Below are 18,561 nucleotides of genomic sequence, written 5' to 3'. Positions count from 1 at the left end.
GGGAAAACTGAAATGCATTGCAAGTTTTGAATCCGCTGTGCTTTTATCTGGGCATGAACACCCCAGTCATCCGAACCCGGGGTCTGACCCGGACGTTTTCCCTCAAGAGCGGTCCCGTGCACGCCGTCCGCGGCATCGACCTGACCGTCGGCCGCGGTGAGATCCTCGGCTTCCTCGGCCCCAACGGGGCCGGCAAGACCACCACATTGCGCATGCTCACCACCCTGCTGCCGCCCAGCGGCGGGGAGGCGGAGGTCGCCGGATGCGACCTGCTCCGGGACCCGGCCGGCGTGCGTCGACGGATCGGCTACGTCGCCCAGTCAGGCGGGCTCGACCCCGCGTGCGCGGTGCGCGAGGAACTCCTCACCCAGGGCAGGCTGCACCGGCTGTCCAAGCGGGAGGTTCGGGAACGGGCCGACGAACTCGCCCGGGATCTCGACCTGTTGGCGCTGATGGAACGGCCGACCGGCGCGCTCTCCGGCGGTCAGCGCCGACGCCTGGAGATCGCCCTCGGCCTGGTCAACCGGCCCGAGGTGCTCTTCCTCGACGAGCCGACGACCGGACTGGACCCGGGCAGTCGCGCCGAACTGTGGGACCTCGTCCGGCGCATCCGCGTCGAGCGGGGCACCACGGTCTTCCTCACCACGCACTATCTGGACGAGGCCGACGCGCTCGCCGACCGCATCGTGGTGGTGGACGCGGGAACCGTCGTCGCCGAGGGGACCGCCGCCGAGCTGAAGAGCCGGTACGCCGGCGGTGCCGCGGCCAGTCTCCAGGACGCCTTCCTGGCCATCACCGGCCGGAGCGCGGCCGAGGAGCCCCTCGCCGTCTGACCGCCACACAACCCTCGCCAGAACAAACGCCGTTGGGACAGGCAGACACCAGACGGCTCAGACAGTCAACCCGTGCATCAGACCAACCAAGGCCCTCTCATGACGCTTCTTGCCGACACCGGCATCATCTTCGGCCGCTACCTGCGCGCGACCCTGCGATCGAAGACCTCCCTCTTCTTCGGCATGCTCCAACCATTGCTCTTCCTGGCTCTCTTCGGCCCCCTGTTGACCAGGCTGGACCTGGGCACCCGGGGCTCGTCCTGGCAGACGCTGGTGCCGGGCGTGCTCATCCAGCTCGCGCTGCTGGGCGGTTCCTACGTCGGGCTCGGCCTGCTGATGGACCGCAACCTCGGGGTGATCGACCGGATGCGGGTCACCCCGGTGAGCCCGTTGGCGCTGCTGCTCGGTCGAACCTTGCGCGATGTCGTCCAGTTGGTGACGCAGTCCGTCGTGCTGGTGCTGTTGGGGTTCCTCCTCGGGCTGCGGGCGCCGCTCGTCGGCGTGCTGATCGGCCTGCTGTTCGTCGCCGTGTTGGCGGGGGCACTGTCGGCGCTCTCCTACGGGCTGGCCATGAACGTGCGGACGCCGCCGGAGTTCGCGGCCATCGCCAATACGGTGGGGATGCCGTTGATGTTGCTCTCGGGTCTGCTGCTGCCGATGACGCTGGCGCCGGGATGGTTGGACGGCGTCTCGCGGGTCGTGCCGTTCCGCTACACCGTCGACGCCGTGCGCCAGGCATTCCTCGGGCACTACGCCAACGGTGCGGTCGCGGTCGGCGCCGCGGTGACCGTGGGACTGGCGGCGCTCTGCCTGCTGCTCGGAACCCGGATGTTCGCCCGGGTGCGGCCCTGAGGGTGTGAACGGCCGGCAGACGGTGGCGGGATGGTGGGCACGGGGGAAGAAGTTCGGCCGCCGCTCGTGGGGGCCGGATCCGGACCGCGCGCCGGGCACCGATACGGTGTGATCATGACCGATTCCGCGTGGGACATCCTCCTCCTCGGCGGTGCTTCCGGCGTGGGAAAGAGTCGCGCCGCCGCCCAACTCGCCGGCGAACGGGGTGCGTTCGTGGTGGAGTTCGACGACGTGGTGAGCGCGCTGCAACGCTTCACCGACGCCGGACACCACCCCGCACTGCACCATTTCGCTGGCATCCCCGACACCTCGGTGCTCGACGTCGACCACGTGGTGGAGCTCCAGGTCGCCACCGCCAAGGCACTGACGCCCGCCCTCCTCGGCGTCGTGGACAACCGCCGCACCGTCGACGTCCCCGCCGTCATCGAGGGCGACTACCTGGACCCGGCGGCCGTCGCCCGGGCCGTGGCGGAGGGTTCGGCGGACGGCCGCAGGGTGCGTGCGGTGTTCCTGCACGAGGGCGATCCCACGCGGATCGCCGCCAACTACGCGGCCCGCGAGCCGGATGGCGGTCCACAGACCCACCGCGCACAGGTCAGCGCCCGCTACGCCGACCGGCTCGCCGAAGAGGCCACGCGGCACGGACTGCCGGTGGTGGCGGCCCGCCCCTGGCACGAGGTGTCGACGCGCATCGAGCGGGCCCTCGCCGGCTGACCCCGCCCAGTCACCGCCCCTGCGCTCGGGACCGTTGCTGCCGCCGCGGTCGCCGTCGCCCGGCTCACCGCTACCGCGTTGCTCGGGTCAACTCGCCGAAGCCGGCCCCGGTCGGCCCGTTCTATGGTGGATCAACAGCCCACGGGGGAGAGCCCAGGGCGGCCTCCGTTGGCTGGCCGCGCGCGACGGCTGACGGTGGGACGAGGGCACAACCGACTTCGAGGTGACCGGACTTGACGAATACGCAGCGGACGGCGGCGACGGCCGAAGGGGGCGCGGGAGAAGAGGGGAGCGCTGGGCGCCGGCGGGTGTTCCTGCTCCTGTTGGTGGCGGGCCTGGTCTACGCGGTGGACCTGGTCAGCAAGGTGGTGGTGGTCAAGAAGTTGGAGTACCACGATCCCGTTCCGGTGATCGGGAACTGGCTGGAGATCCGGGTGATCCGCAACACCGGCGCGGCGTTCGGACTGGGCGGGGCGATGACCCTGGTGTTCACGCTCATCGCGGCGGGCGTCGCCGTCGTCATCGTCCGGCTGGCGCGCAGGCTCTACAGCGTTCCCTGGGCGATCGCCCTGGGCCTGTTGCTCGGCGGCGCACTGGGCAACCTCACGGACCGGGTCTTCCGCGCCCCGGGCGGCCTGCAAGGCGCGGTCGTGGACTTCCTCTCCGTCCGCGGGTTCAGCGTGATGAACTTCGCCGACTGGGCCATTGTCTGTGGGGGAGTGCTGATCGTGTTCTTCTCCTTCCGGGGTTGGGAGTTGGGCCAGGGACGGGCCGGTGTCGCCGCCAGGACAACCGGTGGGTAATGTCGCGGTGCAGCACACCGGGCCGGAGACGCCGGGCGCCCTCGGGCGGACGGCGCCCGCCGGCCCGCCCCGAGCCGTCATCGATCACAAAACGGTGGTGTTCCATGGCAGATCATGACCTGACCGGCTTCGACCGTGAGACCTTCACCCACGACGGCGTGCGGCGCCGGATCCTTCGACGCGGTACGGGACCCGCGGTGATCGTGATGGCGGAGGTCCCGGGCATCACGCCCAAGGTGCTTCAGTTCGCGCAGCGGGTGGCCGACATCGGCTGCACCGTCGTGCTGCCGGTGCTGTTCGGCACGCCGGGCCGCGACGCCGACCCCCACCACGTCGGTCGGTTGAACGCCGCGCGGTATGCGGGCTCGACGATGCGGAAGGTCTGTGTGCGCAAGGAGTTCACCGCGCTGGCCATCGGGAAGTCCTCTCCCGTGGTGACCTGGTTGCGGGCCCTGGCCGCGCACGAACACGAGCGCTGCGGAGGGCCGGGGGTGGGGGCCGTCGGCATGTGCTTCACCGGCGGGTTCGCGCTGGCCATGGCCGTGGACGACCGGTTGCTGGCCCCGGTGCTGTCCCAGCCGTCGCTGCCACTGCCGATCACCAAGCGCCGGGCCGCCAGCATCGACATCTCGGCCGACGAACTCGCCGTCGTGCGGGGCCGTTGCGAACGGGACGGGCTTCAGGTGATGGGGTTGCGGTTCCGCAGCGACCGGCTGGTGCCGGACGACCGGTTCGCCTTCCTCCGCCGGGAGTTGGGCGACGCGTTCACCGCCGTCGAACTGTCGGACGAGGACGCCAACCCCCAGGCCGCGATGGCGCCGCACTCCGTGCTGACCGAGCACCTGATCGACGAGCCCGGCCAGCCGACGCGCGCGGCGCTGGACGAGGTGCTGGACCTGTTCCGCCGGCGCCTGCTCGTGGGAGACCAGGCAACGGGACAGGCGACGGTCCAGGCAGCGGACGCGTAGGCGGCATCGGCCTCGCACGGCGGGAGCGAACAACGGGGCGGGGCGCGGGTGCGCCCCGCCCCGTTGGGCATCTGCCCCCATCCGTATTCCTCGTGCTAACGGCCCTTACCTGGTGGGTTGTTGGGGCGGGCCGCGCCAAGCCCGGTCACGACAGGGCGCTGACGTGCGGTAACGTCGGCTGCGGCGTGGGGCGCGCCCGATGCCTGATCGGCCGGAGCCGCCTGACTGGCACCATTCGGCCGGGAACGAGCGCCTGACCATGGACTCCGGATCCCGAACCCAGGAATTCCGGACGCCCTGGAAGAGGAAACGCAGGAATGACGGAGAGAAACACATGACCCAGGCACCGCCCCCCAACACCCCGCCGTACGGCCCCGGTTACGCCATGCCGGCTCCGCTGCCCAGCGGCCAGGCAACGGCCTCGATGGTGCTCGGCATCCTCGGGCTGCTGATGATTCCCATCGTGCTGCCGATCACCGCGCTGTGCCTGGGCATATCCGCACGGCGCAAGGCCGACCGCGGTGAGGCCGGCGGTCGCAACATGGCGGTCGCCGGCATCGTGCTGGGCAGCGTCGGCTGTGGCCTCGCCGCGCTCGGCGTCATCGTCGCGGTGGTGCAGTTCGCGAGCTCCGGCAGCCTCTGAGCCGCAGACCGGGCCGAAGCCGGCCCGATGACGGAGGTGGACCCGCGTCGAGCACGGCGCGGGTCCACTTATGTGCGATGAACTGGGGATCACTGGCAAGTACGGTACTGGGGGCCGTGGTTGGTATCGCCTCGACGTTGCTGGCCGATCGGGCCAGGGCGCGGCGCAGCCGGGAGGAGGGCGACCAGGCGGCGCGGCGGCAGGTGTACGGCGACTACCTCGCCGCGTTGGCCCGGACGCGGAACCAACTGCGGATCGCCGCCCGGTCCGCGGACACGCCCACCGAGGAACGGGCGCGCACGGCGCTGGAGGCGTTCCGGGACGGGAACGCCTACGAGTTGCGCTATCAGGTGGCCATCGTGGCGCCGGAGGCGGTTGTCGGCGCCTCCACCGCCGCGTTCCGTGCGCTGCGGGACCTCCGCGACCTGGTAGAGGGCGGTGCGGTGCACACCGAGGAGGGTTACCTGGAGCTGCGGGACCGCTGGGAGGACGCGTTCGCGGAACTCCGCGCCGCGATGCGCAGCGATGTGGAGCGCTGGCGGGAGAGGGGGCGCGGACCGGTGGTTCGCGGGTGACGATCCGATTGCGGTGGGCCGCGGCGCCGGTTCCTCACCGGAAGTGCCCTCGTTGGCCGGGCATGGGGTCATTCGTCTCCGGACCGGAGAGCGCCGGTACACCGCGGCTACGCGGGGCCTATTGGCTGGATCAGCCGCGTATCAGGGCGGACCGCTGTTGTTCGTGGTGCGTGCCGCGGGAGGTGCCGTCGGTGCCGTGCGTGAATCGCGGGGTGATCGCGGTCGCGGCCACGGTGGTGGCCGGCCTGCTCGTGCTGACCGTCGTGGTGGCGATGGCCTACTTGCCGTGAGTGCGGTATTTCCGTCGCGGACCGGGCAGGGGATACACGTCGTCGGCCGCGGTGACCGGCCGCTGACGCAGGTCCAGGTAGGCCCGGACGGAGACGCCCGGGCGGCCCGGCGTGTGCCAAGGGGCGGACGGTCCGCTGGAACGCCACAGGCGCCCCAGCTCGGCGGCGGCAAGGGTGGCGGTGGCTTCGTCGGCGGCGGTGACGTCGATGACGATCATGCCGGGCTCGCTGACATGTTCCTCGTGGATATGCACAGTTCTGTATGACCCATTTCGCATCGCGAGGTGGGAAGAAGTCGGCGAGTTTCATCCGAACGTGGCTTGTTCTGGGTGGGAGTTGACGGGTGAGTGTGGCCCCGTGCTTGACCTTGGCCCGAGGTGGCGGGCGGGATTCTCGGGGGAGCAGGGGCGAGGCGCTTCCCGGGGAGCTCATGTGGTGGGTGCGGTCGGGGACGGGAGGTGGACGGCCGTGGTGAGAAGGGGATGGGTGGAGTGCCAGCGGCCGGTGAGGGTGGTGAGGCGATGGCCGGCCCAATCGGGGCCGGGGACCAGGAGGCGGGCGGCGAACGTGCCGTCGGACGGGTCGATGGTGATCTCGGCCTCGGTGAAGCCGAGTTCGCGGCGACTGAGCAGGTGCCACGCCTTGAAGACGCTCTCCTTGGCGCTGAACAGCAGCCGGTCCCAGTGGACATCGGGGCGGTGGGCCGCGAGGGCCACCAGGTGAGGGCGTTCGGAGGGGAGGCTGACGGCGTCCAGGATGCCGTCGGGGAGGGCCGCGTTCGGCTCCGCGTCGATGCCGACGGCGGCCGAGAGGCAGGTCGGGGAGACCGCCGCGGCGCGGTAGCCCGCGCAGTGCGTCAGGCTCCCGACGCTGCCGGGCGGCCACTGCGGGACGCCGCGCCGGTTGGGGAGGAGGGGCGCATCGGGGTGGCCGAGCCGGCGCAGGGCGCGGCGGGCCAGATGGCGGACGGTGGTGAACTCGCGCTGCCGCGGCGCGACGGCGGTGGCGATGACCTCGCGTTCCGGCGGCAGGAGCCGGTCTCCGGGACGGGGCCGGTCGTCGTAGGCCGCCTCGGTGGTGACCACGGAGGGCAGGATCAGTTCGATCAACGGATGCCTCCGGCCGCCGCGGGGCTGTGGGAGCGGGCCGCGTGGAGGCGGGCGTAGAGGCCCCGGGCGCGCAGCAGTTCATCGTGTGTGCCCCGCTCGACGATGCGGCCGGCGTCCATCACCACGATCAGGTCCGCATCGCGGATGGTGGTCAGGCGGTGCGCGATCACGAAGCTGGTGCGGCCCGCCCGCAGGGAGTTCATGGCGCGTTGGATGAGCACCTCGGTGCGGGTGTCGACCGAACTGGTGGCCTCGTCCAGGACGAGGACGGCCGGTTTGGCGAGGAACGCCCGGGCCACGGTGAGCAGTTGCTTCTCCCCGGCGCTCACGGCGGCGGACTCGTCGTCCAGGACGGTGTCGTAGCCCTGCGGCAGGGTGCGGATGAAGCGGTCGGCGCAGGTCGCCCGGGCCGCGGCCACCACGTCCGCGCGGGACGCGTCGGGCGTGCCGTACGCGATGTTCTCGGCGATCGTGCCGCCGAACAGCCAGGTGTCCTGGAGCACCAGCCCGAAGCGGGACCGCAGGTCGTCGCGGGTCATCGCGGCGGTGTCGGTGCCGTCCAGGAGGATGCGGCCGGAGTCGGGTTCGTAGAAGCGCAGCAGCAGATTGCCCAGGGTGGTCTTGCCGGCGCCGGTGGGGCCGACGATCGCGACCGTGCTGCCCGGCTCCACGGCGAGCGAGAGGTCCTCGATGAGAGGGGTGTCGGGGGCGTAGCGGAAGGAGACGTTCTCGAACACGACCCGGCCCTCGGCGCGGGCGGGGGTGCGCGCGGGGTGCGGGTCGGGGGCCTGCTCGGGGGCGTCGAGGAGGGTGAAGACGCGTTGGGCGGAGGCGACACCGGACTGCAACCGGCCCGCGACGGACGCGATCTCCACGATCGGCTGGCCGAATTGGCGGGCGTAGAGGATGAACGCCTGGACGTCGCCGAGGGTCAGGGAGCCGCTGACGATCTTCCAGGCGCCGACCACGGCGACCAGGACGTACCCGAGGTTCGCCACGAACATCATCACGGGCTCCATGGCGCCGGAGGCGAACTGCGCCTTGGCGGCGGCCCGGTAGACCGCGTCGTTGCGGGCGTCGAAGCGCTCCTCGGCCGCCGCCCGCCGGTCGAACGCCTTGATCAGCGCATGGCCGGTGCACACCTCCTCCACATGGGCGTTGAGGGAGCCGCTGGCCGACCACTGCGCGGCGTAGTGGGGTTGGGCGCGCTTGCTGATCCGGGCCGCGAGCAGTGCGGACACCGGCACGCTCAACAGCATCACCGCGGCCAGCGACGGCGAGAGCACCAGCATCAGCACCAGCATGGTCAGCAGCGAGAAGACCGCGGTGATCAGCTCGGCGAGGGTCTGCTGGAGGGTCTGCTGGAGGTTGTCGATGTCGTTGGTGGTCCGGCCGAGCACCTCACCGGCCGGGTGCCGGTCGAAGTACCGCACCGGCAGCCGGGTCAGCTTCTCCCGGGCGCTGCGCCGCAGTTCGTGGATGGTGCGCCACACCGCGGACGCCACCAGCCGCCCCTGCGCCAGCAGGAACAGCGATCCCACGACGTAGAGCGCCAGCAGCACCACCAGCAGCCGGCCGACCGCGGCGAAGTCGACACCGGGCGCGGGCGCAGAGCCACGGCCGAGCACACCGTCGGCGATCAGATCGGTGATCCGGCCCAGCAGCAGCGGCCCGAACGCGTTGAGCACGATGCCGCCGACGCCCATCAGCACCGCGAGCGCCACGGTGCGACGGTGCGGCCGCAGCAGGCCGACGAGTCGGCGGGCCGGCCGGGGCGCGGCCCGCTCCTCCTCAGGGACGTCCGGCGAGGCCATCGGCGGCTTCCTCCTCGGTGAGCTGCGAGAGGGCGATCTCGCGGTAGGTCGGGCTGCTGCGCAGCAGCGCCCCATGGCTGCCCTGGGCGACGACGCGGCCGCCGTCCAGGACGACGATCCGGTCCGCGTCGCGGGCGGCGGAGACCCGCTGCGCGACGGTGATCACCGTCGCGCCCGCGGTGTGAGGCACCAGCGCCGCCCGCAGCGCGGCCTCGGTCGCCTGGTCGAGCGCCGAGAAGCAGTCGTCGAAGAGATAGACGGCCGGGCGGCGCAGCAACGCCCGGGCGAGGGACAGCCGTTGCCGCTGCCCGCCGGAGACGTTGCCGCCGCCCTGGGTGAGCTCCGCGTCCAGGCCGCCCGGCATCCGCTCGACGAAGTCGGCCGCCTGGGCGACCCGCAGCGCCTCCCACAGCTCCTCGTCGGTGGCGTCCGGCCGCCCGAACCGCAGATTGCTCGCCACGGTGCCGGAGAACAGGTACGGCCGCTGGGGCACGAACCCGATGGCGGCGGCGAGCACGTCCGTGGCCAGCGCCCGGACGTCCGTGCCGCCGACCCGGACGGTGCCGTCGGTCGCGTCGGAGAGCCGCAGCACCAGGTTGAGCAGGGTCGTCTTGCCGCTGCCGGTGCTGCCGAGCACCGCGATCCGCTCGCCCGGCTCGACCGTCAGATCGACATCCCGCAGGACCGCTTCCTCGGCGCCCGGGTAACGGAACCCGGCGCCGCACAGCTCGACGCGGCCGGCGGGTCCGCGCATCGCTTGGGGCGCGGCCGGCGGCGCCACGCTCGTCCCGGTGTCGAGGACCTCCGCGATCCGGCCGGCGCAGACCCGGGCGCGCGGCACCGACAGGAACACGAAGGCGAGCATCACCACGGACATCAGGATCAGCGAGAGGTAACTCAGGAAGGCGCTCAGCGAGCCGATCGGCATCCGGCCCGCGTCGATCCGCCGGGAGCCGGCCCACAGCAGGGCGACGGTGAAACCGTTCATGATCAGCAGGACGACCGGCAACATGGTCGCGATCAGTCGGCCCACCCGCTGCGACAGGTCCAAGAACGCGTCGTTGGTGTGCGCGAAACGCTGCCGCTCGTGGCCGTCGCGGACGAAGGACCGCACCACCCGCACCCCGGTGATCGCCTCCCGCAACAGCCGCCCCAAACGGTCCAACGTCACCTGCATCCGCGCGTACAGGGTCCCCATCCGGGCCAGCAGCAGGCCGAAGCAGACCGCCACCACCAGCACCAGACCCACCAACAGCAGGGCCAGCGGCACGTCTTGACGCAGCGCCAGTACCACGCTGCCCAGACACATCAGGGGCGCGCAGACCACGATGCCGAAGCCGGACTGGGCGAGGTTCTGCACCTGTTGCACGTCGTTCACCGACCGGGTCAGCAACGACGGGGTGCCGAACTGCCCGACCTCGCGGGCGGAGAAGTCCAGTATCCGGCGGAAGACCGCGGACCGCAGATCGCGACCCATCGCCGTCGAGGTCCGGGCGGCCAGCGCCGCCGCCCCGAGCGCCGCCGCGATCTGCACCAGGGCCACCGCCACCATCACCGCGCCCAACTCCGTGATGCGGCCGCGGTCGGCGCGCACCACGCCCTCGTCGATCAGCGCGGCACCCAACGTGGGCAACAGCAACGTGCCCAGAATTTGCACGAGTTGGAGCGCGACGAGGGCGCCGGTGGCCCAGGAATAGGGGCGCAACTGTGCCCGCAGGAGTCTCAACAGCACGCAGGAACACCCCGGTTGACCGCGGCACCAGGGCCGCGCGGTGGACGGAGTCGGCCGGCCTGCCGACGTGGCCATTGCAGCGCAGTCGACACCTGAATTTCACTAGTCCTGGGTGCCCCAACGCATTTTTGACGGCCCGCGCCCGGCCCGGCACTTGGGAATTCCCTAGAAAGCCCGGGATGCGTTGACAGCGTCTTCCGCGGCTTGCGAGCGTGCGGGTGTCCAACGTCCGGACTGCGTATTCGACGCCAGGTGGTGGCCGAGCCCAAGCGTTTGGACGGTCTCTTTCGTGATCGAGAAGGGTCTGCCATGTCCAAGCGAGCGCTGATCACCGGAATCACCGGTCAGGACGGCTCCTACCTGGCCGAGCACCTGCTGTCCCAGGGCTATCAGGTGTGGGGCCTGATCCGCGGCCAGGCCAACCCCCGCAAGTCCCGGGTCAGCCGCCTGGCCAGCGAACTGAACTTCGTCGACGGCGACCTGATGGACCAGGCCAGCCTGGTCTCCGCGGTCGACACCGTGCAGCCCGACGAGGTCTACAACCTCGGCGCCATCTCCTTCGTGCCGATGTCCTGGCAACAGGCGGAACTGGTCACCGAGGTCAACGGCATGGGCGTGCTGCGCATGCTGGAGGCCATCCGCATCGTCAGCGGCTTCAGCACCTCCCGCACCGCCAACCCGCACGGTCAGATCCGCTTCTACCAGGCGTCCTCCTCCGAGATGTTCGGCAAGGCCGCCGAGACCCCGCAGCGCGAGACCACGCTCTTCCACCCGCGCAGCCCCTACGGCGCGGCCAAGGCATACGGCCACTACATCACCCGCAACTACCGCGAGTCCTTCGGCATGTACGCGGTCTCCGGAATGCTGTTCAACCACGAATCGCCGCGCCGCGGGCAGGAGTTCGTCACCCGCAAGATCACCCTCGCGGTCGCCCGCATCAAGCACGGCCTCCAGGACAAGCTGGCGCTCGGCAACCTCGACGCGGTCCGCGACTGGGGCTACGCCGGCGACTACGTCCGCGCCATGCACCTGATGCTCCAACAGGACGCCGGCGACGACTACGTCATCGGCACCGGCCGGATGCACTCGGTGCGCGACGCGGTCCGCATCGCCTTCGAACACATCGGCCTGGACTGGCAGGACCACGTCGTCATCGACTCCGCCCTGGTGCGGCCCGCCGAGGTCGAGGTGCTGTGCGCCGACAGCTCGAAGGCCCAGGACCGCCTCGGCTGGAAGCCGGACGTCGACTTCGCCGGCCTCATGCGGATGATGGTCGATTCCGACCTGGCGCAGGTTTCCCGTGAAAACCAATACGGGGACCTGCTGTTGGCCGCCAACTGGTAGCGGCCCCGCGCTTTCGAACACTAGGGAATTCCCGCCGGAATTCCGACGACACTCGCCACATGGATTCCGCCGGTGAGTGGCGAATCCAGGTGGCGATCCGAACGTACCGCCCGCGCGGCGTGGAGAAGTCGGACGCCATTCACGTGCGGCCGTCGGCTGTCGAGATGGGTTGAGTTGAGATGGACAACGAACAAAAACTCCGGGATTACCTCAAGCTGGCGACGACCGACCTCCGACGCACCCGGCGACGGGTCAGCGAGCTCGAATCGGCGGCCCAGGAGCCGGTGGCCATCGTCGGCATGACCTGTCGCTACCCCGGAGGCGTTCGGAGCCCCGAGGACCTCTGGCGGAGGGTCGAGGCCGGCGAACACGGCGTCAGCCCGTTCCCCACCGACCGCGGCTGGGACCCGGAGGCACTGTCCACCACGTCGACCGCGTCCGGCGGATTCCTGCACGACGCCCCCGACTTCGACGCCGACTTCTTCGGCATCTCGCCGCGCGAGGCGGTCGCCATGGACCCGCAGCAGCGCGTGGTCCTGGAATCCGCCTGGGAGGCGTTCGAACGCGCCGGCATCGACCCGACGTCCGTGAAGGGCAGCCGCACCGGCGTCTTCATCGGCGCCATGGCCCAGGACTACCGCGTCGGCCCCGCCGACGGCGCGGAGGGCTTCCAACTCACCGGCAACACCGGCAGCGTGCTGTCCGGCCGCATCTCCTACACCTTCGGCACGGTCGGCCCCGCCGTCACCGTGGACACCGCCTGCTCCTCCTCCCTCGTCGCCATCCACCTCGCCACCCAGGCACTGCGGTCCGGCGAGTGCACCCTCGCCCTCGCCGGCGGCGTCACCATCATGTCCGGGCCCGGCACCTTCATCGAGATGGGCCGCCAGGGCGGGCTCTCCGCCGACGGCCGCTGCCGCTCCTTCGGCGACACCGCCGACGGCACCGGCTGGGCCGAGGGCGTCGGCATCCTCGTCCTGGAACGCCTCTCCGACGCCGTCCGCAACGGCCACGACATCCTCGCCGTGGTGCGCGGCTCCGCCGTCAACCAGGACGGCGCCTCCAACGGCCTGACCGCCCCCAACGGCCCGTCCCAACAACAGGTCATCCAGCAGGCCCTGGTCAACGCCCGACTGTCGGCCGGCGACATCGACGCCGTCGAGGCGCACGGCACCGGCACGACGCTCGGCGACCCCGTCGAGGCCCAGGCGCTGCTCGCCACCTACGGCCAACACCGCCCGGACGACCGGCCGTTGCTGCTCGGCTCGGTCAAGTCCAACCTCAGCCACACCCAGGCCGCCGCCGGCGTCGCGGGCGTCATCAAGATGGTCATGGCGATGCGGCACGGCGTCCTGCCCCGCACCCTCCTCGCCGAGGAACCCACCCAGCACGTCGACTGGACACAGGGCGCCGTACGGCTGCTCACCGACACCACCGACTGGCCGACCACCGGGGCACCCCGCCGCGCCGCCGTCTCCTCCTTCGGCATCAGCGGCACCAACGCCCACACCATCCTCGAACAGGCCCCGGAACCCCAGCCCGAGGACCTCGACGACGCCCCGGAGGCCGCCCCCGCCGCGGCACCCGGCGTCGTCCCCGTCCTGCTTTCCGGTCGCACCCCGGACGCCCTCCGCGGCCAGGCCGCCGCCCTGCGCGCCGCCCTCACCACCCAGCCCCACCCCACCCCGCTGGACCTCGGCCACTCCCTCGCCACCACCCGCGCCGGCCTCGAACACCGCGCGGTCCTGCTCGCCACCGACCCCTCGGAACTGGCCGACGGCCTCACCGCACTCGCCGACGCCGACGACCCGGCGGCCACCGCCCCCGCCTGGATCACCGGCACCGCACGCCCCGAGACCCGGATCGCCGTCCTCCTCACCGGCCAGGGCGCCCAACGCCTCGGCGCCGGACGCGAACTCGCCGTCCGCTTCCCGGCGTTCGCCGCCGCCCTCGACGCGGCACTGGACGCCTTCGCCCCGCACCTCGACCGCCCCCTGCGCGAGGTGCTGTGGGGCACCGACGCGGCCCTCCTCGACCGCACCGAGTACGCCCAACCAGCCCTCTTCGCCATCGAAGTGGCGCTCTACCGGCTCATCGAGTCCCTCGGCGTCCGCCCCGACCACCTCGCCGGCCACTCCGTCGGCGAGATCGCCGCCGCCCACCTCGCCGGCGTCCTCTCCCTCGCCGACGCCGCCACCCTCGTCGCCGCCCGCGGCCGTCTGATGCAGGCCCTGCCCGAAGGCGGCGCGATGATCGCCGTCCAGGCACCGGAGGCCACCGTCGCCCCGCTGCTCGCCGGCCACGAGGATCGCGTCTCGCTCGCCGCCGTCAACGGCCCCACCGCCGTCGTCCTCTCCGGCGACGAGGCCACCGTCACCGCACTCGCCGAACGGCTCGCCGCCGACGGCCACAAGACCAGCCGGCTGCGCGTCTCGCACGCCTTCCACTCCCCGCTGATGGCACCGATGCTCGACGCCTTCCGCGCCGTCGTCGCCGGCCTCACCCTCCACCCCCCGCTGCTGCCGGTCGTCTCGAACCTCACCGGCAAGCCCGCCACCGTCGCCCAACTCACCTCCCCCGACTACTGGGTCGACCACGTCCGGCACGCCGTCCGCTTCGCCGACGCCCTCGACTGGCTCACCCAGCACGGCACCACCGCCTTCCTCGAACTCGGCCCCGACGCCGTGCTGACCGCCATGGCCCGCACCTGCCTGGACGCCACCGACGCGGACGCCGTCGCCCTGCCCACGCTGCGCGCCGACCGGCCGGAGGAACACACCCTCGCCACCGCCCTCGCCGGCCTGCACGTCCACGGCGCCCCAGTCGACTGGTCCGCCTACTTCGCCGGCACCGGCGCCCGCCGCACCGACCTGCCCACCTACGCCTTCCAACGCCGCCGCTACTGGCCCAAGTCCCCCCAGGGCAGCGCCGCCGACCTGCGCTCCGCCGGCCTCGGCGCCGCCCACCACCCGCTGCTCTCCGCCGCCGTCTCCCTCGCCGACGCGGGCGGCGCCCTCCTCACCGGCCGCCTCTCCCGGCACACCCACCCCTGGCTCGCCGACCACACCGTCCGCGGCACCACCCTGCTGCCCGGCACCGCCTTCCTCGAACTCGCCGTCCGCGCCGGCGACGAGGTGGGCTGCGACCGCGTCGAGGAGCTCACCCTCGCCGCGCCCCTGCTCCTGCCCGAACAGGGCGGCGTCCAGGTCCAGTTGTGGATCGGCAGCCCCGACGCCGCCGGCCGCCGCACCCTCACCCTGCACGCCCGCCCCGACACCGGCGACGACACCCCCTGGACCGCCCACGCCACCGGCGTCCTCGCCACCACCGACCCGACCCCCGCCACCGAGCCGCACACCGCCCTCGACGCGACCGCCTGGCCCCCGGCCGGCGCCGAACCGCTGCCCCTGGACGGCCACTACGACCGGCTCGCCGACGCCGGCTTCGCCTACGGCCCCCTCTTCCAGGGCCTACGCGCCGCCTGGCGGCACGCCGACGCGGTCTACGCCGAGGTCGCCCTGCCGGAGGCCGGCCGGTCCGACGCCGAGGCGTTCGGCATCCACCCCGCCCTGCTCGACGCCGTGTTGCACGCCGCGCCCCTGACCGCCCTCGGCGAACGCGGCCGCGGCGGCCTCCCGTTCTCCTGGGAAGGCGTCACCCTCCACGCCACCGGCGCCACCACCCTCCGCGTCCGCCTGACCCCGGTCGCCGACGACACCCTCGCCCTCACCGTCGCCGACGGCACCGGCGAACCCGTGCTCACCGTCGACTCGCTCGTGCTGCGCTCGATGGACTCCCACCGGCTCGACACCGCGGCCGCGTTCGCCCGCGACGCCCTCTTCCGCCTCGACTGGATCCCCGTGGACCCGGCCGCCGCCGACGCCGGCACCGTGGCGCTCGTCGGTACCGACGCGTTCGGGCTCGCGACCCACCCCGGCCTCGCTGCCACCACCCACCCGGACCTCGCCGCCCTCGCCGCCGCGGACGGCCCGGCCCCGAGCACCGTTCTGCTGCCGCTCGCCGTCTCCGACGAACTCGTGTCCGACGAGTCCGTACCCAAGGAGCGCGGGTCCGATGACTCGACCGATGTCCCGGCGGCGGTGCACGAGCTGACCCGGCGGGCCCTGGCACTGGTGCGGGCCCGGTTGGAGCAACCGGCCTTCGCGGACGCCAGGTTCGTGTTCGTGACCCGAGGCGCGACGACCGGCGAGGACGTGGCCGCGGCCGCGGTGTGGGGTCTGGTGCGCTCGGCGCAGTCGGAGAACCCCGGCTGCTTCGCCCTGCTCGACCTCGACCCCGAGACCGACCCCGCCGCCCTCCCGCCGACCGCCCTCACCTCCGACGAGCCGCAGCTCGCCGTGCGCGGCGACGCACTGCGGGCGGCCCGCCTGGTCCGCCGGCCCTCGGAGGGCGACCGCGAGGCCGGTGTGACGTTCAGCGGCGCGGGCTCGGTTCTGATCACTGGTGGTACGGGCGGTCTGGGTGCGGTGGTGGCGCGGCATGTGGTGGCTGAGCACGGGGTGCGGGATGTGCTGTTGGTCAGTCGTCGTGGTGAACGGGCCGAGGGTGCGCTTGAGTTGGTGGCCGAGTTGGCGGAGGTGGGTGCGCGGGCGGAGGTGGTCGCGTGTGATGTGACCGACCGGGCCGCCGTCGCGGAGCTGGTCGCGGCGCATGCGGTGTCGTCGGTGATCCATGCGGCGGGTGTGCTGGACGACGGGATGGTCGGCGCGCTGACCCCGGAGCGGCTGGCCGCGGTGCTGCGGCCGAAGGTGGATGCCGTCTGGTATCTGCACGAGGCCACCCGGGATCTCGCCCTGGACGTGTTCATCGTCTTCTCGTCCGTCGCGGGCGTCTTCGGCAGCCCCGGTCAGGCCAACTACGCGGCCGGCAACGCCTTCCTGGACGGGCTCATGGTCCGGCGGCGGGCCGAGGGCCTGCCCGCGCTGTCGCTGGCCTGGGGCCCGTGGGAGCAGACCGGCGGCATGACCGGCACCCTGACGGATGCCGAGACCGACCGGCTCACCCGCTCCGGCGTCCCGCCGCTCTCCGTACAGCAGGGCCTCGCCCTCTTCGACGCGGCCCTGACCGGCGCCGACGCCACCTGCGTGCCCGTCCGCCTGGACCTGCCCGCCCTCCGCGCGCAGGGCGAAATCCCGCCGCTGCTGCGGTCGTTGATCCGGGTCCGCGCGCGTCGCGCCGCCGTCGCCGGCTCCGCCACCGCCGGCAACCTCGCCCAGCGCCTCGGCCGACTCGACCGGGCCGGCCGCGACGAACTGCTCCTGGACCTCGTGCGCGGCCAGGTCGCGCTGGTCCTCGGCCATGCGACCGGCGGCGACGTCGACGCCGGCCGCGCCTTCCGCGACCTCGGCTTCGACTCGCTGACCGCCGTCGAACTGCGCAACCGCCTGAACACCGTCACCGGCCTGCGGCTGCCCGCCACCCTGGTCTTCGACTACCCGACCGTCCGCCACCTCGCCGCCTACGTCCTGGACGAACTGCTGGGCACGGAAGCCGAGATGACGACGGTGGCGCGGGTCGCCACGGCGGTCGCGGACGATCCGATCGTGATCGTCGGCATGGCCTGCCGCTACCCCGGCGGCGTCACCTCGCCCGAGGACCTGTGGCGCCTGCTCACCGAGGGCAGCGACGCCGTCTCCGGATTCCCCACCAACCGCGGTTGGGACGTCGAGTCGCTCTACCACCCGGACCCCGACCACCCCGGCACGTCCTACACCCGTTCCGGTGGGTTTCTGCATGAGGCGGGGGAGTTCGATCCGGGTTTCTTCGGGATGAGTCCGCGGGAGGCGTTGGCGACGGATTCGCAGCAGCGTCTGTTGTTGGAGTCGTCGTGGGAGGCGGTTGAGCGGGCTGGTATTGATCCGGTGTCGTTGCGCGGTAGTCAGACGGGTGTGTTTGCCGGTGTGATGTACAGCGATTACAGCGCGATGTTGGCGAGTCCGGAGTTCGAGGGTTTTCAGGGCAGTGGGAGTTCGCCGAGTCTGGCGTCGGGTCGGGTGGCCTACACGCTGGGCTTGGAGGGTCCGGCGGTGACGGTGGATACGGCGTGTTCGTCGTCGTTGGTGGCGATGCACTGGGCGATGCAGGCGTTGCGCAGTGGTGAGTGCTCGTTGGCGTTGGCCGGTGGTGTGACGGTGATGTCGACGCCGGCGGTGTTCGTGGACTTCGCCCGGCAGCGGGGACTGTCGCCCGATGGGCGGTGCAAGGCGTTCGCGGACGCGGCTGACGGGGTCGGCTGGGCCGAGGGCGTGGGCATGCTGGTGCTGGAGCGCCAGTCCGACGCGGTCCGTAACGGTCATCAGATCCTGGCTGTGGTGTGTGGTTCGGCGGTTAATCAGGACGGTGCGTCCAACGGTCTGACGGCTCCCAACGGTCCGTCCCAACAGCGCGTGATTCGCCAGGCGTTGGCGAGTGGTGGCTTGTCTGTGGGTGAGGTGGATGTGGTCGAGGCGCATGGGACGGGCACGACGCTGGGCGACCCGATCGAGGCCCAGGCCGTGATCGCCACCTACGGTCGTGACCGCGATCCTGAGAACCCGCTGCTGCTGGGCTCGATCAAGTCCAACATCGGGCACACGCAGGCGGCGGCTGGTGTCGCCGGCGTGATCAAGATGGTGTTGGCGATGCGGCACGGTGTGGTGCCGCGGACCCTGCATGTCGACGCGCCGTCCTCGCACGTGGAGTGGTCCGAGGGCGCGTTGGAGCTGCTGACCGAGCAGACCGCCTGGCCGGAGACGGGGAGGGCCCGGCGCGCCGGTGTCTCCTCGTTCGGCATCAGCGGCACCAACGTCCATGTCATCGTCGAGCAGGCGCCGCAGGCGACGGCGCCCGCGACGACGGCGCCGCAACGCACGCCCGGCGCCGTA

Annotated in this window: 13 protein-coding genes (1 of these 13 cut by a window edge); 9 read left to right on the top strand and 4 right to left on the bottom strand. The window is 72.1% G+C overall.

The window, feature by feature from the left end; all coding sequences use genetic code 11:
- The first annotated feature begins 53 nt into the window (after window positions 1-53).
- The 7 genes from PV796_RS00520 (at window position 54) to PV796_RS00490 (ending at window position 5,388) form a co-directional block, all read left to right on the top strand.
- Window positions 54-833, top strand: coding sequence for an ABC transporter ATP-binding protein (locus tag PV796_RS00520; RefSeq protein ID WP_274910708.1), 780 nt, complete (start codon window positions 54-56; stop codon window positions 831-833).
- Between the two features lie 99 nt (window positions 834-932).
- Window positions 933-1,685 carry an ABC transporter permease gene (locus PV796_RS00515; RefSeq protein ID WP_274910707.1) on the top strand — a complete coding sequence of 251 codons (753 nt, stop codon included), beginning with the start codon at window positions 933-935 and terminating at the stop codon, window positions 1,683-1,685.
- Between the two features lie 114 nt (window positions 1,686-1,799).
- A complete protein-coding gene (locus tag PV796_RS00510; protein WP_274910706.1) occupies window positions 1,800-2,399 on the top strand; it encodes an AAA family ATPase in 600 nt (199 codons plus the stop codon).
- Between the two features lie 233 nt (window positions 2,400-2,632).
- Window positions 2,633-3,202: a signal peptidase II gene (lspA, locus tag PV796_RS00505; RefSeq protein WP_274910705.1), complete on the top strand. Its 570-nt coding sequence runs from the start codon at window positions 2,633-2,635 to the stop codon at window positions 3,200-3,202.
- A gap of 104 nt (window positions 3,203-3,306) precedes the next feature.
- Entirely contained in the window at window positions 3,307-4,170 is an 864-nt protein-coding gene (locus PV796_RS00500; RefSeq protein ID WP_274910704.1) for a dienelactone hydrolase family protein, read from the top strand.
- Between the two features lie 334 nt (window positions 4,171-4,504).
- Window positions 4,505-4,813, top strand: a complete 309-nt coding sequence (locus PV796_RS00495) for a DUF4190 domain-containing protein (protein WP_274910703.1) — start codon at window positions 4,505-4,507, stop codon at window positions 4,811-4,813.
- A 116-nt stretch (window positions 4,814-4,929) separates the two neighbouring features.
- A complete protein-coding gene (locus tag PV796_RS00490; RefSeq protein WP_274910702.1) occupies window positions 4,930-5,388 on the top strand; it encodes a hypothetical protein in 459 nt (152 codons plus the stop codon).
- A 277-nt stretch (window positions 5,389-5,665) separates the two neighbouring features.
- Here PV796_RS00490 and PV796_RS00485 read toward each other — a convergent pair whose 3' ends face one another.
- The 4 genes from PV796_RS00485 to PV796_RS00470 all read right to left on the bottom strand — a co-directional run bounded on the left by PV796_RS00485 (window position 5,666) and on the right by PV796_RS00470 (window position 10,333).
- Window positions 5,666-5,956 (bottom strand): DUF6207 family protein, encoded by a 291-nt coding sequence (locus tag PV796_RS00485; RefSeq protein WP_274910701.1) that lies wholly within the window; start codon window positions 5,954-5,956, stop codon window positions 5,666-5,668.
- A 150-nt stretch (window positions 5,957-6,106) separates the two neighbouring features.
- A complete protein-coding gene (locus tag PV796_RS00480; protein ID WP_274910700.1) occupies window positions 6,107-6,787 on the bottom strand; it encodes a 4'-phosphopantetheinyl transferase family protein in 681 nt (226 codons plus the stop codon).
- A complete protein-coding gene (locus PV796_RS00475) occupies window positions 6,784-8,601 on the bottom strand; it encodes an ABC transporter ATP-binding protein (RefSeq protein WP_274910698.1) in 1,818 nt (605 codons plus the stop codon). Before PV796_RS00475 ends, PV796_RS00480 begins: the two co-directional genes overlap by 4 nt.
- Window positions 8,579-10,333 (bottom strand): ABC transporter ATP-binding protein, encoded by a 1,755-nt coding sequence (locus tag PV796_RS00470; protein WP_274910696.1) that lies wholly within the window; start codon window positions 10,331-10,333, stop codon window positions 8,579-8,581. Before PV796_RS00470 ends, PV796_RS00475 begins: the two co-directional genes overlap by 23 nt.
- 309 nt (window positions 10,334-10,642) lie before the next feature.
- Between PV796_RS00470 and PV796_RS00465 the strand changes: the two genes are divergently transcribed.
- Both PV796_RS00465 and PV796_RS00460 read left to right on the top strand, forming a co-directional pair.
- The gene (locus PV796_RS00465) at window positions 10,643-11,677 is read left to right on the top strand and encodes a GDP-mannose 4,6-dehydratase (RefSeq protein ID WP_274910695.1); all 1,035 of its coding nucleotides are present in this window, start codon (window positions 10,643-10,645) and stop codon (window positions 11,675-11,677) included.
- Window positions 11,678-11,856: 179 nt separating this feature from the next.
- A protein-coding gene (locus PV796_RS00460; RefSeq protein WP_274910694.1) for a type I polyketide synthase crosses the window boundary here: on the top strand, window positions 11,857-18,561 show its beginning. Its footprint extends 21,714 nt past the window's final position; 6,705 of the gene's 28,419 nt are visible here — the first part of the coding sequence; the start codon lies at window positions 11,857-11,859; its stop codon lies beyond the right edge, outside the window.

Source organism: Streptomyces sp. WZ-12, assembly GCF_028898845.1.
In the GTDB taxonomy this organism is placed as follows: domain Bacteria; phylum Actinomycetota; class Actinomycetes; order Streptomycetales; family Streptomycetaceae; genus Streptomyces.
This window is presented reverse-complemented; position numbering and strand designations above follow the sequence as displayed.